Genomic DNA, 25,305 nt, shown 5'->3' with positions numbered 1-25,305 from the left:
TCGTGGACTCAAGACCTTGTCGCAGACGAACCCGCTCTCCTAGTTGAAATGCATTCCCTGTGGGAGCGGGCTTGCCCGCGATGGCCTCAAGGACGCCGCGAATGGTACAGGCTCACCTTGCGAAACTCCCACGGCTCGGCCAGGTCCGGCAGGGTCAGCGCCTCGAGGATGTCCAGCCGCTGATAATCCGGATGCTGGAAGTCACGCACCCGCGAGTCCGCCACCAGCGCTTCGCGGCCACGGGTCAGGAACTGGTCCAGCAGCGGCAGGTTGGCGCGGTCGTAAAGCACGTCGGCCACCAGGATCAGGTCGAAGCGATTGGCCTCGGCAAAGAAGTCGGTTGAATAACTCAGTGCCACCGCGTTGAGTTCGGCATTTGCCCGGCAAGCCGCCAGCGCCAGTGGATCAAGGTCGCACGCCACCACCTCCAACGCCCCGGCCTTGACGGCCGCAATCGCGGCCACGCCGGAACCGGTGCCGAAATCCAGCACGCGCTTGCCCGCCACCCACGCAGGGTTCGCCGCCAGATAGCGCGCCAGCGCCAGGCCGCTGGCCCAGCAGAAGCTCCAGTAGGGCGGCTCATGCAGGATGCGCCGGGTTTCTTCCTGGCTGAAGGCGCGGTCCATGTTGTCGGCGTCGAGCAACCACAACGACAGTTCGGTGCCCGGCAGCGGGCAGGGCACCAGGTGTGCGTCGCCGATCAACTCGCTGAGGGCGCGTTGCAGGTGCAGCGGTGGCGTCATGGCGCCTTGACGAGTTGCAGGGGGCCGGTGGTCTGGGTGATCGCCTGGGTGATGCGCACGGCGGGCAGGTGCAGGATCAACTGGCCGGACTGGCTGGCGCGACCGCGCAATTCAACCCGCGCACCGGCCGGGAATGCTTCTGGGTTGAAGCGCAGGCGAAAGGCCAGGGGCTTGCCGTTGCCGGTCAATACGCTGCTGGCGAGCAGTTGTTGCGGGCGCGAACGGTCGTCGATCACCAACAGGGCAAGCTCGACTTCGGCGCCGGCCGGCACATTGGTCAGGTTGCCGCTGATTTCACGCTGGTAGGCGGGCAGGGGGCCCAACTCTTCGATGCCGGGGACTTTTTTCTCTTGTGCGGGTGTTGGCTGAGGTGCGGCCGGCTTGGGGGCTTCGCTGCTGCAGGCGACCAGAAAACTGAACAGGGCGAGCAGGGCAAGTGGTCGTAACTGCATGTACGGCTCCAGAAAAGGGCAAAATCCGTGGCTTAAAAAAATAGAAACATATAGGCCTGCCTATATACCGTAAAGGCTATGGCTTGTCTTGCGACGGGGATGCGCTACCATGGCCCTCCCTTTATTTGTTGCCTGCCAACCATGCACTGTCCCTTCTGCGGTGCCAACGACACCAAGGTCATTGACTCGCGTCTGGTCGCCGAGGGCGATCAAGTGCGTCGCCGGCGCGAATGCCTGGCCTGTGGTGAACGTTTCACCACCTTCGAAACCGCCGAACTGGTATTGCCGCGCCTGATCAAGTCCGACGGCAGCCGCCAGCCTTTCGACGAAGACAAACTGCGCGCCGGTATGCAGCGCGCCCTGGAAAAACGCCCGGTGAGTGTCGAGCGCCTGGAAGCGGCGCTGGCGCATATCAAGCACAAGCTGCGGGCGACCGGCGAGCGTGAGGTCAAGAGCCTGGTGGTGGGCGAGTTGGTGATGGGCGAGCTGCAAAAGCTCGACGAAGTCGCCTATATCCGTTTTGCCTCGGTGTACCGACGCTTCCAGGACCTCAATGAGTTCCGCGAAGAGATCGACCGCCTGGCCCGTGAGCCTTCCAAGCAATGACGTCTGAACAGGCAGTCCTCGACGCCCATTACATGGCGCGCGCCCTCGAATTGGCGCGCAAGGGCCTGTACACCACCCATCCCAACCCCCGGGTGGGCTGCGTGATTGTGCGTGACGGGCAGATTGTCGGCGAAGGCTGGCATGAGCGCACCGGCGAGCCCCATGCCGAGCCGAATGCCTTGCGCGCCGCCGGTGACAAGGCCCGTGGCGCCACGGTGTACGTGACCCTCGAACCCTGCAGCCATCATGGCCGTACACCGCCGTGCGCCGATGCACTGGTGAGCGCCGGTGTGGCGCGGGTAGTAGCCGGCATGCAGGACCCCAATCCGGAAGTGGCGGGCCGCGGCATGCAGCGTCTGGCCCAGGCCGGGATCGAAATTCGTAGCGGCGTGCTCGAGTCCCAAGCGCGCGCGCTGAACCCTGGCTTTCTCAAGCGCATGGAACACGGCCTGCCGTTTGTGCGGGTCAAGCTGGCGATGAGCCTGGACGGGCGCACCGCCATGGCCAGCGGCGAAAGCCAATGGATCACCGGCCCCGCCGCACGTGCCGCCGTGCAGCGCCTGCGCGCCGAAGCGAGCGTGGTGCTGACCGGCGCCGATACGGTGCTGGCTGACGGCGCCCGCCTGACCGTACGCGCCGCCGAACTGGGCCTGGATGCAGAGACCACCGCCCTGGCCATGTCGCGCCCGCCGCTGCGCGTGTTGATCGACGGCCGCCTGCGGGTGCCGCTCAACGCGCCGTTCTTCAAGGCCGGCCCGGCTCTGGTCATCACCTGCGTAACCCCGGAAAACCAGTTCCCCCGTGGCCCCGAGTGCCTGGTGGTACCGGGCGTGGAGGGCCAGGTCGACCTGCGTTCAGCGCTGGTGGCACTCGCCGCCCGTGGCGTCAACGACGTGCTGGTTGAAGCGGGCCCAAGCCTGGCGGGCGCGTTTGCCCAGCAAGGGCTGGTCGACGAGTACGTGATTTTCGTCGCCGGCAAGTTCCTTGGCTCCGCTGCCCGGCCTTTGCTGGACTGGCCGCTTGAGAAGCTGGCCGACGCGCCCCAACTCAAGATCACTGACATGCGTGCCGTGGGCGACGACTGGCGAGTCACCGCCGTCCCGCTTTCGGCAGTGTGCGTATAATTCCCGGCCTGCGCTTGAGCGTCAGCCCCCGTTTTCAGGAGAACGACATGTTCACCGGCATCATCGAGTCCATCGGCAGCATCCGCGCAATGACCCCCAAAGGCGGCGACATTCGCCTGCTGGTTGAAACCGGCAAGCTGGATCTGGGCGACGTCAAACTGGGCGACAGCATCGCCGTCAGCGGTGTGTGCCTGACCGTCGTCGAGCTGCCGGGCAACGGCTTCGCCGCCGATGTCAGCCGCGAGACCCTGGACTGCACCGCGATGAACGACCTCAAGGCAGGCAGCCCGGTCAACCTGGAAAAAGCCCTGACGCCGACCACGCGCCTGGGCGGCCACCTGGTCAGCGGGCATGTCGACGGCGTCGGCGAAGTGGTGGCCCGCAGCGAAAACGCGCGCGCCGTGGAATTTCGTATCCGCGCGCCGAAAGAGCTGGCCAAGTACATCGCCCACAAAGGCTCGATCACCGTCGACGGCACCAGCCTGACCGTGAACGCCGTCAATGGCGCCGAATTCGAACTGACCATCATTCCCCACACCCTCAGCGAAACCATCATGGCCTCCTACCAGCCAGGCCGGCGGGTGAACCTGGAAGTGGACTTGCTTGCCCGTTACCTGGAGCGCCTGTTGCTGGGCGAAAAGGCCGCAGAGCCTGCATCAGGCAACATCACCGAAAGTTTTCTGGCCGCTAACGGCTACCTGAAATCCTGACCAAGGGGGTGCCGCGTGGCGCTCAATAGCATCGAAGAACTGGTTGAAGACATCCGCCAAGGCAAGATGGTCATCCTGATGGATGACGAAGATCGCGAGAACGAAGGCGACATCATCATGGCCGCCGAAGCGTGCAAGCCCGAGCACATCAACTTCATGGCCAAGCACGCCCGTGGTTTGATCTGCATGCCCATGAGCCGTGAACGCTGCGAATTGCTCAAGCTGCCGCTGATGGCACCGCGCAATGGCTCGGGGTTCGGCACCAAGTTCACCGTATCGATTGAAGCGACCACCGGCGTCACCACCGGCATCTCCGCCGCCGACCGTGCGCGCACCGTGCAGGCTGCCGCTGCGAAAGACGCCAAGGCCGAAGACATCGTCAGCCCCGGCCACATCTTCCCGCTGATGGCCCAGCCGGGCGGCACCCTCGCTCGCGCCGGTCACACCGAGGCGGCCTGCGATCTGGCGCGCATGGCCGGTTTCGAGCCGAGCGGGGTGATCTGCGAGGTGATGAACGACGACGGCACCATGGCCCGTCGCAGTGAACTCGAAGCCTTTGCCGCCGAACACAACCTCAAGGTCGGCACCATTGCCGACCTGATCCACTACCGCATGATTCACGAACGTACCGTTCAGCGGATTGCCGAGCAGCCGCTGGACAGTGAGCTGGGCCAATTCAATCTGGTGACCTACCGTGATTCAGTGGAGGGCGACGTGCACATGGCCCTGACCCTGGGCAACATTTGCGCCGACGAGCCGACCCTGGTGCGCGTGCACAACATGGACCCGCTGCGCGACTTGCTGATGGTCAAGCAACCCGGGCGCTGGAGCCTGCGTGCCGCCATGGCGGCGGTGTCCGAGGCGGGCAGTGGCGTGGTGCTGTTGCTCGGTCACCCGGTGGACGGCGATGCACTGCTGGCGCATATCCGCGAAACGGCCGATCACGTGCCGGTGAAAAAACCGACCACCTACAGCATCGTCGGTGCCGGTTCGCAGATCCTGCGCGACCTCGGTGTGCGCAAAATGCGCCTGATGAGCGCACCGATGAAATTTAATGCGATATCCGGATTCGACCTGGAAGTTGTAGAATACGTGCCCTCCGAATAAAGGCTGGCGATTTTTGCCCCTTGTTCGCGGTTAAATCATCACTGAGGGACGCACTTTTCGCGTCCCGGCTCTTTAAGAGATTTGTCGAATGACCCTGAAGACCATCGAAGGTACCTTCATCGCCCCCAAAGGCCGCTATGCCCTGGTGGTCGGCCGCTTCAACAGCTTCGTGGTTGAAAGCCTGGTAAGCGGTGCCGTTGACGCCCTGGTTCGCCACGGCGTGAGCGAGAGCGACATCACCCTTATCCGTGCCCCTGGCGCCTTCGAAATTCCACTGGTTGCGCAAAAGGTTGCCCAGCAGGGTGAATACGCGGCGATCATCGCCCTGGGCGCGGTCATTCGTGGCGGTACCCCGCACTTCGAATACGTGGCCGGCGAATGCACCAAGGGCCTGGCCCAGGTGTCCATGGAGTTCGGCGTGCCCGTCGCGTTCGGCGTGCTGACCGTTGACTCCATCGAGCAAGCCATCGAGCGCTCCGGCACCAAGGCCGGTAACAAAGGCGCTGAAGCTGCCCTGTCCGCCCTGGAAATGGTCAGCCTGCTGTCGCAGTTGGAGGCCAAGTGATTTCCGACGAGAGCGATCGTTTCAACCCACGCGACGAGCGTCCAGCCGACGCCGGCAAGCCTTCGAAAAGCGAAAAGCGCCGTGCTGCGCGCCAGCTGGCGACCCAGGCGCTGTACCAGCGCCACATGGCCGGCACTGCGCTGAACGAAATCGAAGCGCAATTTCGCGTCGATAACGATTTCACCTTCGCCGACCAGAGCTATTTCCACGACATCCTGCACGGTGTTCCGGCCAACCTGGACGAGATCGACAAGGCCTTGGCGCCCTGCCTGGACCTGACCCTCGAAGAGCTGGACCCGGTTGAACTGGCCGTGCTGCGCCTGTCCACCTGGGAACTGCTCAAGCGCGTCGACGTGCCGTACCGCGTGGTGATCAACGAAGGCATCGAACTGGCGAAAGTCTACGGTTCGACCGACGGGCACAAGTTCGTCAATGGCGTGCTCGACAAGCTGGCCCCGCGCCTGCGTGAAGCCGAAGTCAAGGAACACAAGCGCTAAGTCGCGCTTGAGTCCTCGATGGGTGAGTTCGAGCTGATCCGCAACTATTTCGCCGCCGCGCCCTGTGCGCAAGGTGGCGAAGGCATTGCCCTGGGGATCGGCGACGACTGCGCCTTGCTGACGCTCCCCGCCGGGGACCAGCTGGCGGTTTCTACTGACACGTTAGTGGCCGGCGTGCATTTTGCCGACCCCTGTGACCCGTTCCTGCTCGGCCAGCGCTCGCTGGCCGTGGCGGTGAGCGACCTGGCCGCCATGGGCGCCCATCCTCTTGCCTTTACCCTTGCCCTGACCACACCGAGCGTCGAAGACGATTGGCTGCAACGCTATGCCCAAGGCTTGAACACCATGGCGCAAAGCTGCGGCGTGGGCTTGGTGGGCGGCGATACCACCCGTGGGCCGCTGAGCCTGACCCTGACGGTGTTCGGCCGTGTGCCGGCTGGCCAGGCCTTGACACGCAGCGGTGCACAGCCAGGTGATTTGCTGTGTGTGGGCGGCGAGCTGGGCAATGCCGCTGGCGCCTTGCCGCTGGTATTGGGGCAACGCACGGCTGACGCAGCAATCGCCGAGCCGCTGCTGGCGCATTACTGGTCGCCGCAACCGCAGCTGGCCCTGGGGCTTGCGCTGCGGGGCAAGGCGACTGCGGCGATGGATATCTCTGATGGGCTGCTGGCCGATTGCGGGCATATCGCCAAGGCGTCGGCGGTGCGCCTGGTGGTTGAGCGCCACCGGTTGCCGTTGTCCGAGGCCTTGCTGGCGTTTGTTGGTGAAGACCAGGCTCAAGTGGCGGCGTTGAGCGGGGGCGACGACTACGTGCTGGCGTTCACCTTGCCACCGTCCGAGTTGGCGCCGTTGCAGGCGGATGGTTGGCCGATACATGTGATCGGCCGAGTCGAAGCGGGGCAGGGCGTGACGCTGCTCGACGTCGATGGCCAGGACATCACTCCGGCTGTGCGCGGCTACCAGCATTTTCGCCAGACGCCCTGAGCCGGCGGTCTGCGCTACCCTTTATACGATTTTCCCGAGTAAGAGGCCGTGACTATGGCTGCATGCCGCTGGCTGCTGATCGTGCTGTGTACCTTCGCTTCCCTGGCCCAGGCGGACGTTCCGGTGCCCGGCAAAATCGTGCTGGCCAGTGAGGAATGGAACGACTACACCAACCAAGATGGCAGCGGCCTGGCCTGGGACCTGTTGCGCCAAGTCTTTGAACCGGCTGGCATCACCGTGCACACCCGCAGCGTGCCCTACACCCGCTCGATTGGCCTGGCTCAGCGTGGTGAAGTGGATGGTTGTGTCGGCACCTATCGCGAGGAGGCCAGTGGTGTGCTGTACCCGCGCTGGAATTTCGACGCCGATCATGTCTACGCCCTCGGGTTGGCCACTGCACCCACGCCGACCCTGGCGACCTTGGGCAAGTACCGCCTGGCCTGGGTGCGTGGTTACAAATACGAGGGGTACCTGCCCAACGTGCAGCGCTTTAACCAGATCGAGCGGCGCAGCGGCATTCTGCCGATGCTGCAACACGGCCGTGCCGATTTCTATATCGATGCCCTTACCGAGGCCAAATACGTGCTCAGCCAGGCGCAAGACCCGGCACTGTTCAAACTCACCCATATTGCTGAACTGCCGCTCTATGTAGGCTTTGCCGACACCGAGCGCGGCAGGGCATTGATGGCCGTGTATGACCAGCGTCTGGCCAGCCTGGTCAAGAGCGGTGAGTTGAAAGCGATTTTCGACCGTTGGAAACAGCCCTACCCCTTGTAGGAGCGAGCTTGCTCGCGAAAAACTCATAAACGCCGCGTTCACCCAGGATGCCCGCGTCATCGTTGACGACTTTCGCGAGCAAGCTCGCTCCTGCATAGAATCAATCCAAAGGCCAATCGAACCTATTGATCTTTATCAGCGATCATTCAGCTTAAGCGTCGGTAGGAACCTGCTGTTACAATGCCTGCCTCTGTGAAATCTGAAATCAGGAGCACACGGTGCCCGTCGTTTTCGTCGCCGCTTCCAAGCTGCCTACCCCCTTTGCCACATTCACCATGCATGGCTTTCTCGAAGAAGCCACCGGGCGCGAGCACGTTGTGCTCAGCCTGGGCGATATCGCTGATGGTGCACCGGTGCTGGGCCGCGTGCATTCCGAATGCCTGACCGGCGACGCGCTGTTCAGCCAGCGTTGCGACTGCGGTTCGCAATTGGAAGCCGCGTTGCAGGCTATCGCCCGTGAAGGCCGTGGGGTGCTGCTGTACTTGCGTCAGGAAGGCCGTGGCATCGGTCTGTTGAACAAGATCCGCGCCTATGAATTGCAAGATGGCGGTGCCGACACCGTGGAAGCCAACGAGCGCCTGGGCTTCGCCGCCGACCAGCGTGACTACGCTATCTGCCTGCCGATGCTCGAGCATCTGGGCGTGAAGTCGTTGCGCCTGATGACCAACAACCCGCGCAAGGTCAAAGCCTTGACCGAAATGGGCATCACCGTGGCCGAGCGCGTGCCGCTGCACACCGGGCACAACCCGCACAACAAACTGTACCTGGCCACCAAAGCCAGCAAGCTCGACCACATGATGGGCAACGAGCATCAGGGCGAGGTCGACCGCGCGTGACCCGCGGCCAGGTAAAGCGGCGACTGTCCTTTAACTGGTGGCAGTACCTGGCCCTGGCGTTGCTTCCACTGTTTGTGATCAACCTGGTGTTCGGCCGCGCCGAGTCCTTGCTTCCCGTGCTGGCCATGCCGTTCTTTATTGCCGGCGTGGCCTCGATGTTTCTCAGCTTGCGTTATTTTCACGCCTATAAACACGCGCTGATCGCCACCTCCAAAGCCCTCGACACCCCTGAAGAGCCCGCCGCCTGGATCGCCCTCGCGGCGCGTCGGCGCACGGCCTTGCTGGTGGCTGCGTTACCGGCCTGGATCGGCGCGTTGGCGGTGTTCGTCGGCCTGGAAGCGGTACCACTGTTCTTGCTGGCGCTGTCGACGACGGTGCTGTTCTACCTCTATCGCATTCCGCGTCAGTTGGGATGAAACGCTACTGGCTGGCGCTGCTGCTGGGGTTCAGCGTTCAGGCGCTGGCGGTCGAGCGCGTCGTCAGTCTGGCGCCGTCGCTGTCTGAAATCGTCGTCGAACTGGGCGCTGCCGACCTCTTGGTGGGCGTGCTCGATGGCGGCGAGCGGCCGTCGGTCCTTGCGCAGGTGCCATCGGTGGGGCGTTACGGCCAGTTGGACATGGAGCGCCTGCTCAGCCTCCAGCCCGACCTGATCCTGCTCTGGCCCGGCAGCGTCGGCCCGGCCCAGCGTGAGCAGTTGCAGCGCCTGAATATCCCGGTGTACGTCGCCGAGCCCCATAATCTTGAACAACTGACCACACAGGTACAGGCCATTGCCGAGCAATTGGGGCGTGCCGATGCCGGCCTGGCGTTGGCCGACCAACTGCGCCAGCGCCTCGCCGAACTGCGCCAACGCTACCAGCGCGTCAAGCCGCTGCGCGTGTTTTACCAGGTCTGGAACCAGCCGCTGTACACCGTGGGCGGTGAGCAGATCATCAGCGATGCGTTGCAGGTGTGCGGGGCGCGCAATGTGTTCGATGAGCTGAAACTGCCGGCGCCGCAGGTGAGTATTGAGTCAGTGTTGCAGCGTGATCCGCAGCTGATCCTGGTGGGCGATCAGGCGCAGCTTGAGGCCTGGAAGGTCTGGCCAAGTATGGCGGCGCGCGTGCGGTTGGTGCCGGACAAGGGCCTGGAGCGGCCCAGTGGGCAGATGCTGGAAGCGGTGGCGCGGTTGTGTCAGGTGATTGCGCCTGATCTTTGACATCGCTATCGCAGGCAAGCCATCTCCCACAGGGGAATGCATTTCAAAGGTGGGAGGGGGCTTGCCCCCGATGGCGGCCTCAGGGCCGACCAGGATTTTGTGTCGATCCCGGTCCAAATGTGGGAGGGGGCTTGCCCCCGATGGCGACCTCCGAGTCGACCAGGATGTTGGATCAGACCGAGTACATATCCGTTTCTGCGGTCACGGCTGCTATAGGTTCCGCTTTTACAGCGGCTCACTTTTGAAAAGCGCAAAAGTAAGCAAAACGCTCTTGCCCCACCACTCGGCACCTCGCTTGGGCTCGGTGTGCCCTCTCTCCGGCTTGAATCCGTGGGCCGCCGCAATGGGCCATCCATGGCCCAGTGCGGCTAACCCGGCGTCCTGCCGGGTTACCCACGGATTCAAGCCTGCGTTCGGCCAGCGTGGTTTAACGGGGCGCCTAAGATCAAAGGCAGATCAAGATCAGGAGCGGCTCGCTTCGCATCGTGGTTAGGGTTGGGGGGACTGGAATTGTGTTGGCAGCTATGCTGCGATGACGCCGGTTCAGGCAACTCAAATCTCGGGTGTCCAGGTTACCCCGAGCATCCACGTCCGGCCTGCTTCGCGATAATTCTGATACCCCTCGAGGTAGCTGTACTTCGCCCGCGCGTAAGACTTGTCCAGCACGTTATCGACCTTCAGCGACAACGACACCTCGCGGTTCAACGCCCAACTGCTGCGCAGCCCCAGCAAGGCATAGCCGCCCAGGCGATGACGATTGGCTTCGTCATCGTAGCTGCTGCTGATCGCCTGCCAGCTTGCACCCACACCGAGCTTATCGAACTGCCGGTCCAGGTCCAGGTTCAACGTGCGCCGGGCGCGACGCGCCAGGGTATGGCCGCTGTCGCGGTCACGCGGGTCGATCAACGACACGCCCAGGTTGCCTTGCCAGCCAAACAACTCCTGCTTGAGCGCCGCTTCGACACCATTGATTCGCGCCGACGCCACGTTCTGCGGCTTGCCGCCGTCGAGGATGATCGCGTCACTCAGGTTGGTGCGGTACAGCGAGGCTTCCAGGCGCGTGCTGTCCGCCAGTTGGCTACGCCATTGCACCTCGTAGCTTTTTGAAGTCTCAGGCTGCAGGTTGGGGTTGCTGTACTGCGTGTCGGGGTAATACAAGTCGTTGAAGGTCGGCGCACGGAAGCCTTCGCTGTAGCTGAGCAACACGTCATTGTCAGGGTTGATCGGCACTGTCAGCGTGCCGCTCCAGCTGTTCTGGGCGCCGAACTGCTGGTTCCGGTCGCGACGCAGGCCCAGTTCGGTGGAAAACCAGTCACCGTGAAAGCGATGCTGCACAAAGGCGGCACGGTTCCAGCGGCTGTCTTCGGTAAAGGTGGTGGAACCGTGGAAGCGGTCTTGGTACCAGTCGCCACCGACGATCAGACTGTTGCGCTCGTTCAGCGTCAGGTCGTTCTGCCAGTTGACCGAGTCGCGGTAGGTATTGAACACGCTGAAATCATCGCTGAGGGTGTCGCGCTTGGTATCGCGGTTTTCGCTGTGGCCCAGTTCCAGGCGCGACTGCCAGCCTTCGCTGAAGGTGGCGTCGGCATAGCCGCTGGCACTGCTGACGGTGTAGTCGGTGTAGGGTTTCTGGCCGAAGCTTTGCCCGGTCGCGAAGTCGTAGCGGCCGAAGCTGTTGTCGTATTCCGACTTGCCGCGGTTATCCAGGAGGTTGAAGCCCAGCTCCAGCGCGTCGCTGAACGAGTGGCTGAGGTTCAGGCTCAGGGACTGATTGCGATAGGCGTCGTGGTCGCTGTCGCTGGGGAACGACTGATGGCTTGAATTGATGCCGGCGGTTTCATCCAGGCTGGCGCCCAGGTTGAAGCGCGTCTGTGCATCGCCGCCCGACAGGCCCAGGCTGCGCTCCCAGGTCTGATGGCTGCCACCGCCCAGTTTCAGGCGCGGTTGCAGGCCTTGCTCGGAATTGCGCCGGGTGAACACCTGAATCACTCCGCCAATCGCATCGCTGCCGTAAATCACCGAGCGTGAACCACGTAGCACTTCCACACGTTCGATCTGGTCGACGTTGAGGTATTGCAGGCCGCTGTCGCCGGAAGTGGTATTGGCGATGCGCTGGCCGTCCACCAGCACCAGGCTCTGCGCAGATTTTGTACCGCGAATGTAGATGCCCGGCAGACTGCCACGGCCGCCTGTGGGCGCGACTTGTACGCCGGGCACGCGGCTGAGCAGGTCGGTAACGCTGCTTGGCTGCAGGCGGTCAATATCGGCGCGGGTGAACACGCTGTTGGCGGCGCTGCTGTCGTTGCGCGCCTGCACCGGCGGTTGGCACTGATGACCACGTCGGAGAGCTTGAGAGCCTGGTCGCGGGTGTCGGCGAGCAGATCGGCGCAGGGTAGCAGCAGCAGGGCAAGGCACAGGCTTTTTATGGGCTGTCCATAGCGTTTGAAGGTGGCATCAATCAAATGTGGGAGGGGGCTTGCCCCCGATTGCAGTGTGTCAGTCAGAACATCTGGTACTGATACACCGCTATCGGGGGCAAGCCCCCTCCCACATTTAGTCCCGGTTTCTACAGGGCCAGAAGCGCCATGCGCTGGCGCACCGAAGCCTCGATACCGACTTCATCCAACCCGCATTCAGCCAGCATCTGCGCCGGCTTGGCGTGTTCGACGTACACATCCGGCAAGCCCAGGTGCAGCACCGACTTGAGGATATTCTCCCGTGCCAGGAACTCGCTGACCGCCGCACCGGCGCCGCCCATGATGGCGTTCTCTTCGACGGTCACCAACAGATCATGGCTACCGGCGATCTCGCGAACCAGTGCTTCATCCAGCGGCTTGACGAAACGCATGTCGACTACCGTTGCATCAAGCCTCTCAGCCACTTTCAGCGCTTCGGCCAGTTGTACGCCAAACACCAGGAACGCAGTCTTGCTGCCCTGGCGACGCACGATACCCTTGCCGATTTCAATCGGCTCCAGGTCTTTCTCGATCACCGCATTCGGGCCATTGCCGCGCGGATAGCGCACGGCGGCGGGGCCGTTGTACAGGTGGCCGGTGCTGAGCATCTTGCGCAATTCGTTCTCGTCGCTCGGCGTCATCACCAGCATGCCGGGAATGCAGCGCAGGTAGGACAGGTCGAAACTGCCCGCGTGGGTCGGACCGTCTTCGCCGACAAGACCGGCGCGGTCGATGGCGAACAGTACGTCGAGGTTCTGCACCGCTACGTCATGCACCAACTGGTCATAACCGCGTTGCAGGAAGGTCGAGTAAATCGCGACCACCGGTTTGGCGCCTTCACAGGCCATGCCTGCGGCGAAGGTCACCGCGTGCTGCTCGGCAATCGCCACGTCGAAATAGCGCAGCGGGAAACGCTCGCTGAAGGCCACCAGGTCGGAGCCTTCCTTCATCGCCGGGGTAATACCTACCAGGCGCGGGTCGGCGGCGGCCATGTCGCACAACCATTCGCCAAACACACCGGAATACTTCGGCCCGCTGGCCTTTTTCGGCGCAGCGGCGGGGGCGTCCAGGGGCTCGAGCTTGGTGATCGCGTGATAACCGATCGGGTCGACTTCCGCCGGCGCGAAGCCTTTGCCTTTCTTGGTGACGATATGCAGGAACTGCGGGCCCTTGAGGTCACGCATATTGCGCAGCGTGGCAATCAGGGTGGGCAGGTCATGACCGTCGATAGGGCCGATGTAATTCCAGCCCAACTCCTCGAACAACGTGCCGGGCACCAGCATGCCCTTGGCATATTCTTCCGTGCGACGGGCAATTTCCCACGCGCCGGGCAGACGCGACAGCACTTTCTTGCTGCCTTCGCGCATGCTGGCGTAGGTGCGGCTGGAGAGGATTTTGGCCAGGTAATTGGACAAACCACCGACATTGCGCGAAATCGACATGTCGTTGTCGTTGAGGATCACCAACATGTTGGCATCCACTTCCGGCGCATGGTTCAGCGCCTCGAAGGCCATGCCCGCAGTCAGTGCGCCATCACCGATCACCGCAATCGCCTTGCGCTCACTGCCTTGCAGGCGGGCGGCAATCGCCATGCCCAGCGCGGCACTGATGGAGGTGCTGGAGTGGCCGACGCCAAAGGTGTCGTACTCACTCTCCGAGCGCCGTGGAAAGGCGGCGATACCGTCCTTCTGGCGCAGGCTGGCCATGCGTTCGCGACGGCCGGTAAGGATTTTATGCGGATACGCCTGGTGGCCCACGTCCCACACCAGCCGGTCGTCCGGGGTGTCGAATACGTAGTGCAAGGCGATGGTCAGCTCGATCACGCCCAGCCCGGCACCGAAATGCCCACCGGTCTGGCCGACCGTGTAGAGCAATTCCAGGCGCAGTTCATCGGCCAGGGTTTCCAGCTCGGCTTCACCCAACCGACGCAGGCCGTCCGGCGTGGCAGCACGGTCGAGCAGAGGCGTGGACGGGCGCTTGCGGGGAATCTCTTGGAACGTCGTGGGCATCAGGCGAATCGTTATAGGTATAGAAGAGGCGGCAGTTTACCTCAAGCATCGCAAACTGCCCACGCGGAGGGGCGAACTTGGCCGATATGCGGCGCTTATGGCCGCAGGTGTCAGTGGCGACGTTCGACGATATACCGCGCCAGATCACGCAACGGTTCAGCCGCCGCGTCGAAAGGTCGCAGGGCGTCCAGGGCCTGATCGCGCAGTTCCAGGGCGTAGCCCTTGGCGGCCGCAAGCCCGAGCAGCGCAGGATAGGTCGGCTTGTCCCGTGCGACATCGGCACCCTGGCGTTTGCCGAGGGTGGCGGTGTCGCTTTCCACATCGAGAATATCGTCCTGCACCTGGAAGGCCAGGCCGATAGCCCGTGAATAGGTGTGCAGCGCCGCCAATTGCGCCGCTTCAGCCCGGCCACTGGCCAGGGCGCCCAGTTGCACGGCGGCCTCGATCAACGCGCCGGTCTTGTGACGATGCATGTGTTCCAGGGCGTGTTGATCCAGCTTGAGGCTGACCGAACCCATGTCGATCGCCTGCCCGCCGACCATCCCGGCCGGGCCTGCGGCCAGGGCCAGGGCGGAGACCATGCGCAGGCGGATCTCGGCATTGACGCTGCTCAGCGCCGGGTCCAGCAATGCGCTGAACGCCAGGCTTTGCAAGCCATCGCCGGCCAGTATCGCGTAGGCTTCATCAAAGGCTTTATGGGTGGTCGGCTGGCCGCGACGCAGGTCGTCGTCGTCCATCGCCGGCAGATCGTCGTGTACCAGGGAATAGGCGTGAATCAGCTCTACCGCACAGGCCGCGCCATTGGCTTGCTCGGCTGGCGCACCCAGCGCTTCACACGCCGCATACGCCAGCAACGGGCGCACACGCTTGCCACCATTCATCACGCTGTAGCGCATGGCGGCGTAAAGCCGCTTCATTTCCGGGCTCGGCGCAACAAACAAGGGCTCCAGCGCCGCATTTACCCGGGCTTGGCTACTGGCCTGATACGCATCGATCATTCAGGTTGTTCCGCATCGAAAGGTTCTTCGGCCAACTCCCCGTCGCGCTCGAGCAACACCTGCACTTTCTGCTCAGCCTGCGCCAACGCGCTCTGGCAGTCACGGGTCAGGCCGATGCCTTGCTCAAACGCCGTCAACGAGTCTTCCAGCGACAACTCGCCGTTCTCCAGACGCTCGACCAGGGTTTGCAGGTCGGCGAGGGATTGTTCGAAATCGAGTGCAACTTTTTTGCGGGCCATGGCGGCAATTCCGGTAGACGGTAAACCGGCGCGACACTAGCAGACATGGGGGATTGGGGCAAATGGGTGGGGCTGTTACTCGTAGGTGGGATTGATCTGATAACGCGTGCTGCGGCCGCCTGCGGGGAGACGGATCAGGCAGTTTTTTTCCAGCAAATCAGCCAGGTGCCGCGTGGCCGTTGCCTTGGATACCTTGGCCACCGCCTGGTACTGCGCGGCGCTGATGCCCTGTTCGAAACCCCTTTCACCGCCGTCGAGCAAACGGTTGAGTACCTTGATTTGTTCGGCGGACAGCACGAGGTCGCGGCGCCGTTGCCAGAACCGGCTTTTGTGCAGGACCCGGTCAATCCGCGCCATGGCTTGCTGAACGCTGCGCAACAGGGTCTTGAGAAACCATTCCAGCCAATCCGTGATGTCCAGCGTGGCTTTCTGGCTTGACTCCAACGCCTCGTAATAACCGGTACGGTCCTCAAGAATGCTGGCCGACATCGCATAAAAGCGTATGGCTTGATGCTCACCCTGGGCCAGCGCCAAATCCGTGATGGCGCGTGTTAGACGACCATTGCCGTCATCGAAGGGGTGCAGGGTGACGAACCAGAAATGTGCCACGCCAGCGCGCACCAGCGGGTCGAGTTCCGGTTGGTCGCGGCTGGTTTCGAACCATTCCAAAAACTCCCCCAGCGCGTGCTCCAAGCCCTCACGAGGTGGCGCCTCGAAATGCACCGTTGGCCGATCAAGCCGCCCCGACACTACCTGCATCGGCTCGTCCCCGCGCAACGCGCCGACATGCAGCGCTTTCGCGATATAACCAGCGTCCGGCGTTGGAAATAACAAATGGTGCCAATTCAAAAGACGGGCGAGAGTGAAGGGCTGGGAGTATTGTTGGGTGGCATCCATCATCAACTCGGCCAGACCCTCACTACGGCGGCTGACGCTCGCATCCTTCAAGGGCTGCAAGCCTAAACGCCGCGCCAGCGATGAGCGCACCGAGCCGACATTCAACTGCTCCCCCTCGATGGCTGACGAGGTCAGAATGTTTTGCAGCAAGGCATCCAGTTCGTTCTGCGCATTGACCGCCTGGTTGACCGTACCGAGCATGCCCAGCAACCTGCCTTGTGCTTGCCCGCACTCGCGCAGCAAAGGCCCCAGACGGCCTGGTTGCCAATGAAAGTGCGGCCAGTCAAGGTGTTGCCAGATCCAGTGTGGATGGTCCATGGGGGAATACCTGAGGATGTGAGCCGAATAAAAGATTTATTCGGCTCATTTGATGAGCCGATTGTGCAGCCTATTCGGCTCAGCGTCCAGACAGTCCAGACAGTCCAGGCCGTCTTCGAGTTGGCACATTGCTCATGAGCGTTCTGCTTATTTCTGCTGCGCCGTCAGCGCCGCATACCCATTCATCAAATTGCGATAGTTAGGAATACGCTGGGACAACAGATTCCCCAAGCCTTCGATATCGTTACGCCAGTCGCGATGCAGCTCACACGCCACCGAAAACCAGTTCATCAATTGCGCACCGGCCTGGGTCATCCGACTCCACGCCGCCTGCTGCACCGTGGTATTGAACGTGCCCGACGCATCCGTCACCACAAACACCTCGAATCCTTCCGCCAGCGCCGACAAGGTCGGGAACGCCACGCACACATCCGTCACCACACCGGCAATGATGATCTGCTTGCGCCCGGTGGCCTTGATCGCCTTGACGAAGTCTTCGTTGTCCCACGCATTGATCTGGCCTGGGCGAGCGATATACGGCGCGTCCGGGAACATCTCCTTCAACTCCGGCACCAGCGGGCCGTTGGGGCCTTGTTCGAAACTGGTGGTGAGGATGGTCGGCAGGTTGAAGAACTTGGCCAGGTCGGCGAGGGCCAGCACGTTGTTCTTGAACTCGTTGGGGGAGAAGTCCTGCACCAGGGAGATCAGACCGGTCTGGTGGTCGACCAGCAGGACAATGGCGTCGTCTTTGTTGAGGCGGTTGTAGGTTGCAGTGCTCATGGTTGAATCCTTTTTTGTTTAGGTTGGTTGGGCGTTGTGTTCAACATGGGCATAGGTTAATGGGTGGGTGGCGGGGGATAAATCGGGTGAAAGAAGTCTTACTGTCAACTATTTGTTGACAATAACGGGAAGAGAAGAATGATCACCGTGCTTCGCCATCGTGGTTTAATATTAGTAATGTAAACACCCTTATAGGGCGATATATTCCATGAAAATAAACCGCCTTCTCGCAAATTGGCCCTCGGGCACGATCGTCACCCAGGCGTGGCTTCACGAGCAGGGAGTCGGCCCCAACCTCATTCAGAAATATCAGCAAACAGGCTGGGTAGAGCGGGTGGGTCACGGCGCCTGGAAACGCAGCGGCGACAGTATCGACTGGCACAGCGGTGTATTCGCGTTGCAACAGGGCGCAACAGTGCAGATCTGGCCGGGCGGCGCGACGGCGTTGAGCCTGGCCGGTTACAGCCATTACCTGACGTTTGGAAAAGAAACCGTTGATTTATTTGGCACCTCAGCCGCCGTTCTCCCCGGTTGGTTTCGCAAGCATGAATGGGAAGCGCAGATGAACTTCCATCCGGGCGCGCTCTTCACCGGGCTGGAAGATATGGCGTTACAAGTTTTCCAAATACCTTACCGCCAATTCGCGCTAAAAATCTCCACCCCGGAACGTGCGGTGCTCGAGCTTATTCACCAAAGCGCCGACGAAATGCTGTTCAGCGGCGTGGCCGATGTAATGAACGGTCTTGCCACGTTGAGCCCCAGGCGCCTGCAGAAGCTGCTTGAAGCGTGCAACTCCATCCGCGTCAAACGTGTGTTCTTTGTGCTGGCGCGTAATGCGGCTCATGCCTGGTATGCGCGAATAGATCGTTCCAGCATTGAGCTAGGCAAGGGCAAGCGGCAAATAATCCGGGGCGGTCGACTCGATAAAGAGTTCCTTATTACCGTTCCGGAGCGTTTTGCCTATGCCACTTGATCCACGTTATGCCGCTCAGGTTCGTCTGCTGGTGCAGGTCATTCCCTACGTAGCGGCAGAACGATGTTTCGCGCTGAAGGGAGGCACGGCGATTAACCTGTTCGTACGTGACCTGCCTCGGTTGTCGGTGGATACAGACCTGGCGTATCTGCCCAGCGCTGATCGTCAGCAGGCATGGTCGACGTTCGCCAGGCCCTGGAGCGGATTACCGATGCGATAGGGCGGGGCCTTCCCGGAGCCGTCGCCACCGTTCAAGGAAATCGAGACGATGAGCTTCGGATTCTCGTAAGGACCGCTCAGGCCCAAATCTGCAACTCACATGCCACCGAGAACCAGTTCATCAACTGCGCACCGGCCTGGGTCATTTATTTATAGGGTTCTAGTTAAGCATCAGAATCTTTCGTACAGGCTGTTTACAGCCTGTACTCAGGATCCTCATATATGACAGGAAGTCATTTGACGGCTGAAGCTGCTGGAGGTGAGCCGTTTAAGCGCAATATCAAGTGCTTGATCGTCAAACAGCTTGTTTTTGCGAGCGGCTGCAGCGACACCGCCATTCCATCGTTTCAGTGCCTCACGTACAGCCGGAACGGTTGGGGCTACATCTTCCTGGGTCAGCAGCCAGTCGACTGTTGCCAATAGCTCCATGCCGAAGGGTGATTCAAAGCCATCGATCAACTCCGCGGTAAGCTCCAGGGCCTGGGAATATTCCTTGGCCTGTGTTCTGAGATAGGTTTGTAGAAAGGCTCTGCGGTCTTGGTCAAACCAGATCACATCACTGTTTTCCGCATCGCTGATGCGCTTATCGCAATGCAGATAACTACCGTCCAGATTGTTAAGCAGGTGTTCCAACCGGTTGGCATACGGCCCGTACTTATGAGCAACAAACTTAAGATCCAGTGGGTTTTTGAGGCCTGGCCGCTTCTCAATTGCGCGCTCCAGGAACCAAGCCAGTTTCTGAATCTCCAGCAGGCTGCATTCCATACCTAACACCCAGTAGCGTCGAACCAGTTCCGCAATGAGCGCGCGCGCAGGCGTAAGCTGTTCTACACCGCTGCGTTTGGCGACATTCAGATACTGATTGGATGGCTCAAAAACCAACACATCGACATCCAGATCGCTCAAGACATCCTCGATCTGTTCGCGAACGTCCGGCCATTTCAGACCACCGTTACCGGCCCCTAACGGAGGAACCGCCACTGACTTCACATGGTTTTCAATCAGAAAACGACGGAGGTCGTGCAGGCCTTCGGTTATCCATGCCATCTGCGATGGTGATCGCCAGTGACGTTTGGTCGGGAAGTTAACGATCCAGCGAGGACCGTCCAGTTCGTTGACCGCAGTTACGTGCACTTTTCCGGTCTCTACCTCGCCAGCTTTACAGGCAGCAGCGTACAAGCGATAGTTTTCTGCAAAACGCTCTTTGAACATCAGCGCGATGCCCTTGCCCATCACGCCCACGGTATTCACCGTGTTGACGAGGACTTCGGCGTTGGCCTGCAGAAGGTTGCCCTGGGTGAATCTGATCATGGGAAATACCATCCCGGACGAGCATGTACAGGCAGCGTCAGGCCTCTTGCGGCGACGTCCTGCTCTATGCGTTCTTTCATCGCATCGGTGTAACACATGATGCCAAGGAGTCCTGTAATCGGTAAGTGGTGGTGAATCAGCGCTTCAGCCTGATAACGCTCCATTTTGCGAGGGTCATCGGGGTCACGTTTGAAGTCACGCCGTTGAAGGATAGACCAATCGATCTCGTGGAGATTCGCCAGGTCGCTGTAATAGTCTGTCCAATCCGGGTACGCATGTGCGTTTGTGAAGACGAACGGTAGGCCAAGCTCGGCGACGCGGTGGAGGCTGGAGACCAGAATCACGATCTCGTCATTGTTGCGTCGTTGAACGCTCCAGCCAGAGTGAATATTTTTCATCATCACAGAGAAGGGTGTGAAATAGAAGGGAACGTAGTCTGACAAAAAGCCTGAAGGAGCAATGGGGACACAGCGCGTGCGTCGTTTGTCGATTAAATCAACATTGCCTATGTCCACATATTGCGCGGCCTGCACCTCTGAGCTGGCGCAGTGCAGGCCGTTGTCCAGAATCCAAGGCAGATTGTCGCGATGCACGATTCGCCAGATCAGCGCTTTTTCAGGATTCAGGTTGTTATAAATCATCTAAGAAACATTCCCCGATTCACTCCGATTTGTACATTAACACCGGCCTCGCGCATTTTAGACTCACAGAGGGCTTCTACTTCGGCATTAGAAACAAAAACCTTGAAGAAATCGTTAGGGGAAACTACATCGGGCGAAAGGCACTCAGCCATACAGATGCTCTTGCATTGGGGATCATTGTAGTCCCTGGCATTCATAACCTCCCAATTGATGCTCTCGAAGCCATCGGCATAATCGAGCAACTGAATGGCATCGTTAGCCAATGGATGGCGGGGAATGACCTTCCATTGCTTTCTAATTGCCACGTTTCGATGCACCGTAATCACAACAAATTGGGTGTCCGGCCTTCTGCGTTGAACGCTTCCATCGAATGGATTTGCGGCAAACCAGTGGAAAGGTACGTACTGATCTAGTGCGAGACCTTGTCGTTTTTTCAGAATGTCGGCATCAGCCACGTCTTCGAATGCCCTGAGCTGAACTCGCGGTTTTAGCCCGTGCTGAAAAATACCGCTCAGGTTTTCTAGCGAAGTGAGGTGATAGAGAAGTTTTTGTTCCTTGATATCCGGCATATCGGTCTCCTTGACCTGCGTATGAGCTGAAGTTGCTCCATCCTGCTCGCTCATCCATTGGCAGGATGAGATAGGTGATTCTATTGTGATATCAGTTTGGCTCGCAATGGCCGTGCTTTTTACGCAGGATTGCTGAAAATTATATGAATCATCGGTTCTCTAACGTTCTCGGATTCGTTGTGCCAGCAGGTCCTATCCCTTTCATTTGCAGGACGTTTCCGGGAGAATCCCAACCGCATTGCGCCAGCGGGAATGGGTGACTAGGCTGCGGATTGTCACTGCACATTCAGTGATCGGGTTTAGTCGCCCGGACTTCGCTAGGCGCACGCGCCATCTCAAAGACAGGTGTCTTCTCACCTGCACTTTATGGTGGCTGTGCGCAGGGCACCTTCGGGTGCGCCGGTGCCTAGCGGCCGGTCGACTAACCTGCGTACAGCCGCCACCTATACTCGTTTAGTCGCGAAAGGACGGTGGTATTCACTTACTGCTAGGAGTTTTGCTATGGATAACGTTTGTTCGGATTCGCCGTCATCAGCTGTGGCCAGCCCGTTTACCGTCAATGAAGAACTGAGTTTTGAAGATGCCTGGGTGCAGGTGGCTGAGCTGCTGCATTGTGCGGTAGCCACGTCGCAGGTGCTCGGCGAGCCAGTAGCCGCGCCGCAGAGGGCGGTGATGCATTTGGTGGAGATGGCCAGGATGGTGGCCGATCGGGCTGTGGGGTGTTTGCAGGCTCATGACGCGCTGGGCCGGTAAGTCGCTAAACTGCCTTTTTTGACCCTTCAATTGTCCAACCGCTGTTGGACAATTGATCCGAGATTGGCGGGCATTAAAAAGCCGGCTTATGGCCGGCTTCTCTGTGACTGCCTCAGCTTGTTTTTGACAAACCTCACCAGCCTTCAAATCGCTCAGCCCACATTGCGTCGGGCTGAATGGTAGGGCATCCGCGGGAACTCCTCCGCATCGCCTGGCAGGGCAAATCGCTGAGCCATCCCCCTGCCAAATGTGCGGCGCATGATACCCACATTCACTTCAGTTGCCCACCTCCGGTTCCGATTCAGCGCCTTCCCAGCCCAGCAGGTGGTCATCCAGTGGGACGGGTGGGCGGCGGTTGTTGAGGGTGGACCACCAGAATACCCAGCCGACGATCTGGAAGTTCTGTTCGAAGCGTTCATCGTAGGTGAGGTATTCGTCCGGGTGTTCGCTGGCGTTGTGGCTGCGCATGCGCAGGCCACCGCCCGGGCGGTTGTAGAGGTATTTGATGCGCAGCATGCCGTCGTGTTCGACGGCGTAGATTTCGCCATCGATGATTTGGGTGCGGCCTCGGTCGATGGCGAGGGTGGCGCCTTGCTGGATGATGTCGATCATGCTGTTGTCGACCATGTAGGCGCCCACGGCGCGGTCGGGTTTTACGTTGAGGGTCTGGAGGGTGTGTTGGGTGACGCGGATGCGTTCGGTTGAGGTGAATGTGGGGTGGAGGGGGATCTCCACGTCGTTAGTTTCCGGGCTGCAGGCGGGGCCTGTGAGGTATTTGCCGATGTCTTCGCGGGCGGGTGCAATCCTTGCAGTGGGGGCTTCCAACAGGTAGTTGGCGGGCGGGTGTTTGGGGCCTTTGCCGTCGCTCAGCCAGCGACTTGAGACGCACAGCAGTTCTGCGATCTCGTTGAGTCGGCCCATGGGGACGCCGCGTTTGAACCAGTTGTTCACGTGCTGAGGCGTGACGCCACGGTTCTTGGCGAAGTCGGAGGCGGAAAGATGAACTTCCCGGAGTAGCGCTTTTAAACGATCACCTGATGTATTCATGAACACAGAGTTTACTGGCCGGGAAAACCATTCAAATAAACCATGCGTTGATTTGCGCGTGTAGGTTTTTGCTTAGTTGTAGCCTGATTCTTCAGGAGTACTGGTTAGTTGAACGCCTGAACTTAAACGCTGAACTTGATGTTTAATTTCCCCACAAAAAAGCCCCGAATAATCGGGGCTTTTTGCTTGTCGTGGCAATGAGGCGCGGGTATCAGCCTTTGTAGGCGGCAACCGACTTCATGATCTCGGCGCGGGCGGCTTCTGCGTTGCCCCAGCCGTCGATCTTCACCCATTTGCCTTTTTCGAGGTCTTTGTAGTTCTCGAAGAAGTGCTTGATCTGTTCCAGCAGCAGGGGCGGCAGGTCGGTGTATTCCTTCACGTCGACGTACAGCTGGGACAGCTTGTCGTGTGGCACAGCGATGACTTTGGCATCGCCGCCGCCGTCGTCGGTCATGTTCAGGATGCCGACCGGACGGGCGCGGATGACCGAGCCTGGGGTGACCGGGTAAGGGGTCACGACCAGCACGTCGAGGGGGTCGCCGTCGTCAGCCAGGGTGTTGGGGATAAAACCGTAGTTGGCCGGGTAGAACATCGGGGTGGCCATGAAACGGTCAACGAACAGGCAGTCGCTGTCTTTGTCGATTTCGTATTTGATCGGCGCGTGGTTGGCCGGAATTTCGATGGCGACGTAGATGTCGTTCGGCAGGTCTTTGCCAGCCGGAATCTTGCTGTAGCTCATTGGGCGTTGCCCCCGTTAGTTGGCCATATGACATGGCCGGATTGGCCTAAAAGTGGCGGCGATTATAGGCATATTCTGACGCCGATGCCATGCGCCAAGCGTCGTACGGTCATTCGCCCTGCGGCTGGTAGCGCGGGTCGTGGGCTTGCAGTTGTGTCAGGCGGGCCAGGGGATCCTGGCGGTAAAAGCGGCTGAGTTGGGCGTACACCTGTGGATAACTGTTGACCAGCAAGTCCGGGGCACTGAAGAAATATTCGCTGGTGACGGCAAAGAATTCCGCCGGGTTTTCCGCGGCGTAGGGGTCGATCTCGGTTTCAGCGTCCGGATTGGCGTCCAGTTGACGATTGAGGTCGTCAAAGGCGCTTTGCATCACGCTGGCCCAGTCCTGCACGCGCATGTCGTTGTGCAGCGGTGGCAGGCCGTTGGCGTCGCCGTTGAGCATGTCGAGTTTGTGCGCCAGCTCGTGGATGACCAGGTTGTAGCCTTCCCATTGGCCGCTGGCCAGCACGCCGGGCCAGGCGAGGATCACCGGGCCTTGTTGCCAGGCTTCGCCGCTGTGTTCGCCGTCCCACTCGTGCTCCACGCCGCTGGCATCGCGATGGCGTTGCGGGCTGAGGAAGTCGTCGGGGTACAGCACGATTTCATGGAAACCCTGATACCAGTCGAGGTCGCCCAGGTTCATCAGCGGCAGTTGCGCCTGGGCGGCGAGCAGCAGGCGTTGTTCCTGGTGCAGTTCGACGCCGGGCAGGGCGGTGAGGTGTTTGTCGGCGAGGAACAGCACACAGGCTTCGCGCAGCCACTGGTCTTGTTCGGGTGTGATGCCGTCGAGGAAGGTCAGGTGGTAGCGCACCCGCTGCCAGAGGTCATCGGCAATCGGGTGCCTGGCCAGCAAGCGCCGGCGACGCCAGGCGCTGAGGGACCACATGGCGATCAGTGCGGTTTGGCTTCGGAGGAGGTGCGGCCAAAGCGGCTGCGCACCACGCCGATGATCATCGGCACCAGGGACAGCAGGATGATGAACACGACGAGCAACGACAGGTTCTTCTTGATGAACGGCACGTTGCCGAAGAAGTAGCCCAGGGTCACCAGACCGCCGACCCAGAGGATGGTGCCCAGCACGCTGAAACCGAAGAAGCGCGGGTAGGGCATTTTCGCGATGCCGGCGACGAACGGCGCGAAGGTGCGCAGGATCGGCAGGAAGCGCGCCAGGGTCACGGTTTTGCCGCCGTGCTTGTCGTAGAAGTCGTGGGTTTTTTGCAGGTAGTCGCGTCGGAAGATTTTCGAGTTCGGGTTGCTGAACAAGCGCTCGCCCACCGTTCGTCCTATCACGTAGTTGGTGCTGTCGCCGAGGATGGCCGCCAGCATCAGCAGGCCGGCCAGCAACACCGGGTCCATGCCGCCGCCCGCTGCAACGGCGCCGGCGATGAAGAGCAACGAATCGCCCGGCAGGAACGGCATGACCACCAGGCCGGTCTCGCAGAAAATCACCAGGAACAGAATGGCGTAGATCCACGGACCGTAGTTGGTTACCAGCATGTCGAGGTAAACGTCGAGATGCAGGATAAGGTCAAGCGGGTTGAAATCCATGGATGGCACCTGTGTGAATGGCCCGGCTCAGCGGGCCAGTGCGGGAACGGCGGGTAATAAGGCTACACGTGTATGTCGAGATTCTTACAACCCTGAGAGGTGCGCATTATACGGATTGAATGGTGAAAAGCGTGTGGCTTTTGTAGCGGGGAGTGTCGTGAAAGTGTGAA

The 25,305-nt window shown here is 60.6% G+C and carries 27 protein-coding genes and 2 pseudogenes; 14 read left to right on the top strand and 15 right to left on the bottom strand.

The window, feature by feature from the left end; translation table 11 throughout:
• Nucleotides 1-86 precede the first annotated feature (86 nt).
• Both MRY17_RS22925 and MRY17_RS22920 read right to left on the bottom strand, forming a co-directional pair.
• On the bottom strand, nucleotides 87-743 hold the full coding sequence (locus MRY17_RS22925) for a class I SAM-dependent methyltransferase (protein ID WP_243352916.1): 657 nt from the start codon (nucleotides 741-743) through the stop codon (nucleotides 87-89).
• Nucleotides 740-1,195 carry a YbaY family lipoprotein gene (locus tag MRY17_RS22920; protein ID WP_181283546.1) on the bottom strand — a complete coding sequence of 152 codons (456 nt, stop codon included), beginning with the start codon at nucleotides 1,193-1,195 and terminating at the stop codon, nucleotides 740-742. The genes MRY17_RS22925 and MRY17_RS22920 overlap by 4 nt, the downstream gene beginning before the upstream one ends.
• A gap of 141 nt (nucleotides 1,196-1,336) precedes the next feature.
• On the opposite strand from MRY17_RS22920, the gene nrdR reads away from it, so the two are divergent.
• The 11 genes from nrdR (at nucleotide 1,337) to MRY17_RS22865 (ending at nucleotide 9,599) form a co-directional block, all read left to right on the top strand.
• Complete coding sequence (gene nrdR / locus MRY17_RS22915) at nucleotides 1,337-1,801, top strand: transcriptional regulator NrdR (protein WP_124434181.1); 465 nt, start codon at nucleotides 1,337-1,339, stop codon at nucleotides 1,799-1,801.
• Complete coding sequence (ribD, locus tag MRY17_RS22910; RefSeq protein WP_181283545.1) at nucleotides 1,798-2,925, top strand: bifunctional diaminohydroxyphosphoribosylaminopyrimidine deaminase/5-amino-6-(5-phosphoribosylamino)uracil reductase RibD; 1,128 nt, start codon at nucleotides 1,798-1,800, stop codon at nucleotides 2,923-2,925. Before nrdR ends, ribD begins: the two co-directional genes overlap by 4 nt.
• Before the next feature lie 47 nt (nucleotides 2,926-2,972).
• A complete protein-coding gene (locus MRY17_RS22905; protein WP_057724856.1) occupies nucleotides 2,973-3,635 on the top strand; it encodes a riboflavin synthase in 663 nt (220 codons plus the stop codon).
• A gap of 15 nt (nucleotides 3,636-3,650) precedes the next feature.
• Nucleotides 3,651-4,742, top strand: coding sequence for a bifunctional 3,4-dihydroxy-2-butanone-4-phosphate synthase/GTP cyclohydrolase II (gene ribBA, locus MRY17_RS22900; protein ID WP_124359997.1), 1,092 nt, complete (start codon nucleotides 3,651-3,653; stop codon nucleotides 4,740-4,742).
• A gap of 88 nt (nucleotides 4,743-4,830) precedes the next feature.
• Entirely contained in the window at nucleotides 4,831-5,307 is a 477-nt protein-coding gene (gene ribH / locus MRY17_RS22895; protein WP_003194576.1) for a 6,7-dimethyl-8-ribityllumazine synthase, read from the top strand.
• Nucleotides 5,304-5,804, top strand: coding sequence for a transcription antitermination factor NusB (gene nusB, locus MRY17_RS22890; RefSeq protein ID WP_065888385.1), 501 nt, complete (start codon nucleotides 5,304-5,306; stop codon nucleotides 5,802-5,804). The genes ribH and nusB overlap by 4 nt, the downstream gene beginning before the upstream one ends.
• Nucleotides 5,805-5,822: 18 nt before the next feature.
• Nucleotides 5,823-6,788, top strand: coding sequence for a thiamine-phosphate kinase (gene thiL / locus MRY17_RS22885; protein WP_243352915.1), 966 nt, complete (start codon nucleotides 5,823-5,825; stop codon nucleotides 6,786-6,788).
• Nucleotides 6,789-6,842: 54 nt separating this feature from the next.
• Nucleotides 6,843-7,565, top strand: a complete 723-nt coding sequence (locus MRY17_RS22880) for a substrate-binding periplasmic protein (protein WP_181283542.1) — start codon at nucleotides 6,843-6,845, stop codon at nucleotides 7,563-7,565.
• Nucleotides 7,566-7,783: 218 nt separating this feature from the next.
• The gene (gene ribA / locus MRY17_RS22875) at nucleotides 7,784-8,401 is read left to right on the top strand and encodes a GTP cyclohydrolase II (protein ID WP_057724861.1); all 618 of its coding nucleotides are present in this window, start codon (nucleotides 7,784-7,786) and stop codon (nucleotides 8,399-8,401) included.
• Nucleotides 8,398-8,817: a nuclear FMR1 interacting 1 family protein gene (locus MRY17_RS22870; RefSeq protein WP_181283541.1), complete on the top strand. Its 420-nt coding sequence runs from the start codon at nucleotides 8,398-8,400 to the stop codon at nucleotides 8,815-8,817. The genes ribA and MRY17_RS22870 overlap by 4 nt, the downstream gene beginning before the upstream one ends.
• Nucleotides 8,814-9,599, top strand: coding sequence for a cobalamin-binding protein (locus MRY17_RS22865; protein ID WP_191953566.1), 786 nt, complete (start codon nucleotides 8,814-8,816; stop codon nucleotides 9,597-9,599). Before MRY17_RS22870 ends, MRY17_RS22865 begins: the two co-directional genes overlap by 4 nt.
• 552 nt (nucleotides 9,600-10,151) lie before the next feature.
• Here the strand turns inward: MRY17_RS22865 and MRY17_RS22860 are convergent.
• From MRY17_RS22860 to ycaC, 6 genes and pseudogenes are all read right to left on the bottom strand, one after another.
• Nucleotides 10,152-12,025: pseudogene (locus MRY17_RS22860) on the bottom strand (TonB-dependent receptor domain-containing protein).
• Between the two features lie 140 nt (nucleotides 12,026-12,165).
• Entirely contained in the window at nucleotides 12,166-14,064 is a 1,899-nt protein-coding gene (dxs, locus tag MRY17_RS22855) for a 1-deoxy-D-xylulose-5-phosphate synthase (protein ID WP_243352914.1), read from the bottom strand.
• Nucleotides 14,065-14,174: 110 nt separating this feature from the next.
• Nucleotides 14,175-15,062 carry a polyprenyl synthetase family protein gene (locus MRY17_RS22850; RefSeq protein ID WP_243352913.1) on the bottom strand — a complete coding sequence of 296 codons (888 nt, stop codon included), beginning with the start codon at nucleotides 15,060-15,062 and terminating at the stop codon, nucleotides 14,175-14,177.
• Nucleotides 15,059-15,301 carry an exodeoxyribonuclease VII small subunit gene (locus MRY17_RS22845; protein ID WP_003176346.1) on the bottom strand — a complete coding sequence of 81 codons (243 nt, stop codon included), beginning with the start codon at nucleotides 15,299-15,301 and terminating at the stop codon, nucleotides 15,059-15,061. Before MRY17_RS22845 ends, MRY17_RS22850 begins: the two co-directional genes overlap by 4 nt.
• Before the next feature lie 75 nt (nucleotides 15,302-15,376).
• On the bottom strand, nucleotides 15,377-16,516 hold the full coding sequence (locus tag MRY17_RS22840) for a Fic family protein (protein WP_243352912.1): 1,140 nt from the start codon (nucleotides 16,514-16,516) through the stop codon (nucleotides 15,377-15,379).
• A gap of 147 nt (nucleotides 16,517-16,663) precedes the next feature.
• Nucleotides 16,664-17,296: an isochorismate family cysteine hydrolase YcaC gene (gene ycaC / locus MRY17_RS22835; protein ID WP_034117703.1), complete on the bottom strand. Its 633-nt coding sequence runs from the start codon at nucleotides 17,294-17,296 to the stop codon at nucleotides 16,664-16,666.
• A 208-nt stretch (nucleotides 17,297-17,504) separates the two neighbouring features.
• Between ycaC and MRY17_RS22830 the strand changes: the two genes are divergently transcribed.
• Together MRY17_RS22830 and MRY17_RS22825 are read left to right on the top strand one after the other, a co-directional pair.
• Nucleotides 17,505-18,269: a type IV toxin-antitoxin system AbiEi family antitoxin gene (locus MRY17_RS22830; protein WP_243352911.1), complete on the top strand. Its 765-nt coding sequence runs from the start codon at nucleotides 17,505-17,507 to the stop codon at nucleotides 18,267-18,269.
• Nucleotides 18,259-18,432 (top strand): annotated as a pseudogene (locus MRY17_RS22825) (nucleotidyl transferase AbiEii/AbiGii toxin family protein); the annotation flags it as partial. The gene MRY17_RS22830 and the pseudogene MRY17_RS22825, both read left to right, overlap by 11 nt.
• A 272-nt stretch (nucleotides 18,433-18,704) precedes the next feature.
• On the opposite strand, the gene darG reads toward MRY17_RS22825, so the two are convergent.
• From darG to MRY17_RS22810, 3 genes are read right to left on the bottom strand one after another with little or no spacing between them, the layout of a single operon-like run.
• The gene (gene darG / locus MRY17_RS22820; RefSeq protein ID WP_181283095.1) at nucleotides 18,705-19,799 is read right to left on the bottom strand and encodes a type II toxin-antitoxin system antitoxin DNA ADP-ribosyl glycohydrolase DarG; all 1,095 of its coding nucleotides are present in this window, start codon (nucleotides 19,797-19,799) and stop codon (nucleotides 18,705-18,707) included.
• Entirely contained in the window at nucleotides 19,796-20,440 is a 645-nt protein-coding gene (darT, locus tag MRY17_RS22815) for a type II toxin-antitoxin system toxin DNA ADP-ribosyl transferase DarT (RefSeq protein ID WP_181283096.1), read from the bottom strand. The genes darG and darT overlap by 4 nt, the downstream gene beginning before the upstream one ends.
• Nucleotides 20,437-21,009 carry a DarT ssDNA thymidine ADP-ribosyltransferase family protein gene (locus tag MRY17_RS22810; RefSeq protein WP_181283097.1) on the bottom strand — a complete coding sequence of 191 codons (573 nt, stop codon included), beginning with the start codon at nucleotides 21,007-21,009 and terminating at the stop codon, nucleotides 20,437-20,439. Before MRY17_RS22810 ends, darT begins: the two co-directional genes overlap by 4 nt.
• Nucleotides 21,010-21,510: 501 nt before the next feature.
• Between MRY17_RS22810 and MRY17_RS22805 the strand changes: the two genes are divergently transcribed.
• A complete protein-coding gene (locus MRY17_RS22805; protein WP_181283098.1) occupies nucleotides 21,511-21,762 on the top strand; it encodes a hypothetical protein in 252 nt (83 codons plus the stop codon).
• Between the two features lie 276 nt (nucleotides 21,763-22,038).
• On the opposite strand, the gene MRY17_RS22800 is transcribed toward MRY17_RS22805, so the two are convergent.
• The 4 genes from MRY17_RS22800 to MRY17_RS22785 form a co-directional block, all read right to left on the bottom strand.
• Entirely contained in the window at nucleotides 22,039-22,809 is a 771-nt protein-coding gene (locus MRY17_RS22800; RefSeq protein WP_191953281.1) for a LexA family transcriptional regulator, read from the bottom strand.
• A gap of 211 nt (nucleotides 22,810-23,020) precedes the next feature.
• Nucleotides 23,021-23,548 (bottom strand): inorganic diphosphatase, encoded by a 528-nt coding sequence (gene ppa, locus MRY17_RS22795; RefSeq protein ID WP_005791810.1) that lies wholly within the window; start codon nucleotides 23,546-23,548, stop codon nucleotides 23,021-23,023.
• A gap of 109 nt (nucleotides 23,549-23,657) precedes the next feature.
• A complete protein-coding gene (locus MRY17_RS22790; RefSeq protein WP_243352910.1) occupies nucleotides 23,658-24,473 on the bottom strand; it encodes a zinc-dependent peptidase in 816 nt (271 codons plus the stop codon).
• 5 nt (nucleotides 24,474-24,478) lie between these two features.
• Complete coding sequence (locus tag MRY17_RS22785) at nucleotides 24,479-25,135, bottom strand: DedA family protein (protein WP_057724876.1); 657 nt, start codon at nucleotides 25,133-25,135, stop codon at nucleotides 24,479-24,481.
• Between the last annotated feature and the right edge of the window lie 170 nt (nucleotides 25,136-25,305).

Source organism: Pseudomonas orientalis (genome assembly GCF_022807995.1).
Classification (GTDB): Bacteria; Pseudomonadota; Gammaproteobacteria; order Pseudomonadales; family Pseudomonadaceae; genus Aquipseudomonas; species Aquipseudomonas orientalis_B.
This window is presented reverse-complemented; position numbering and strand designations above follow the sequence as displayed.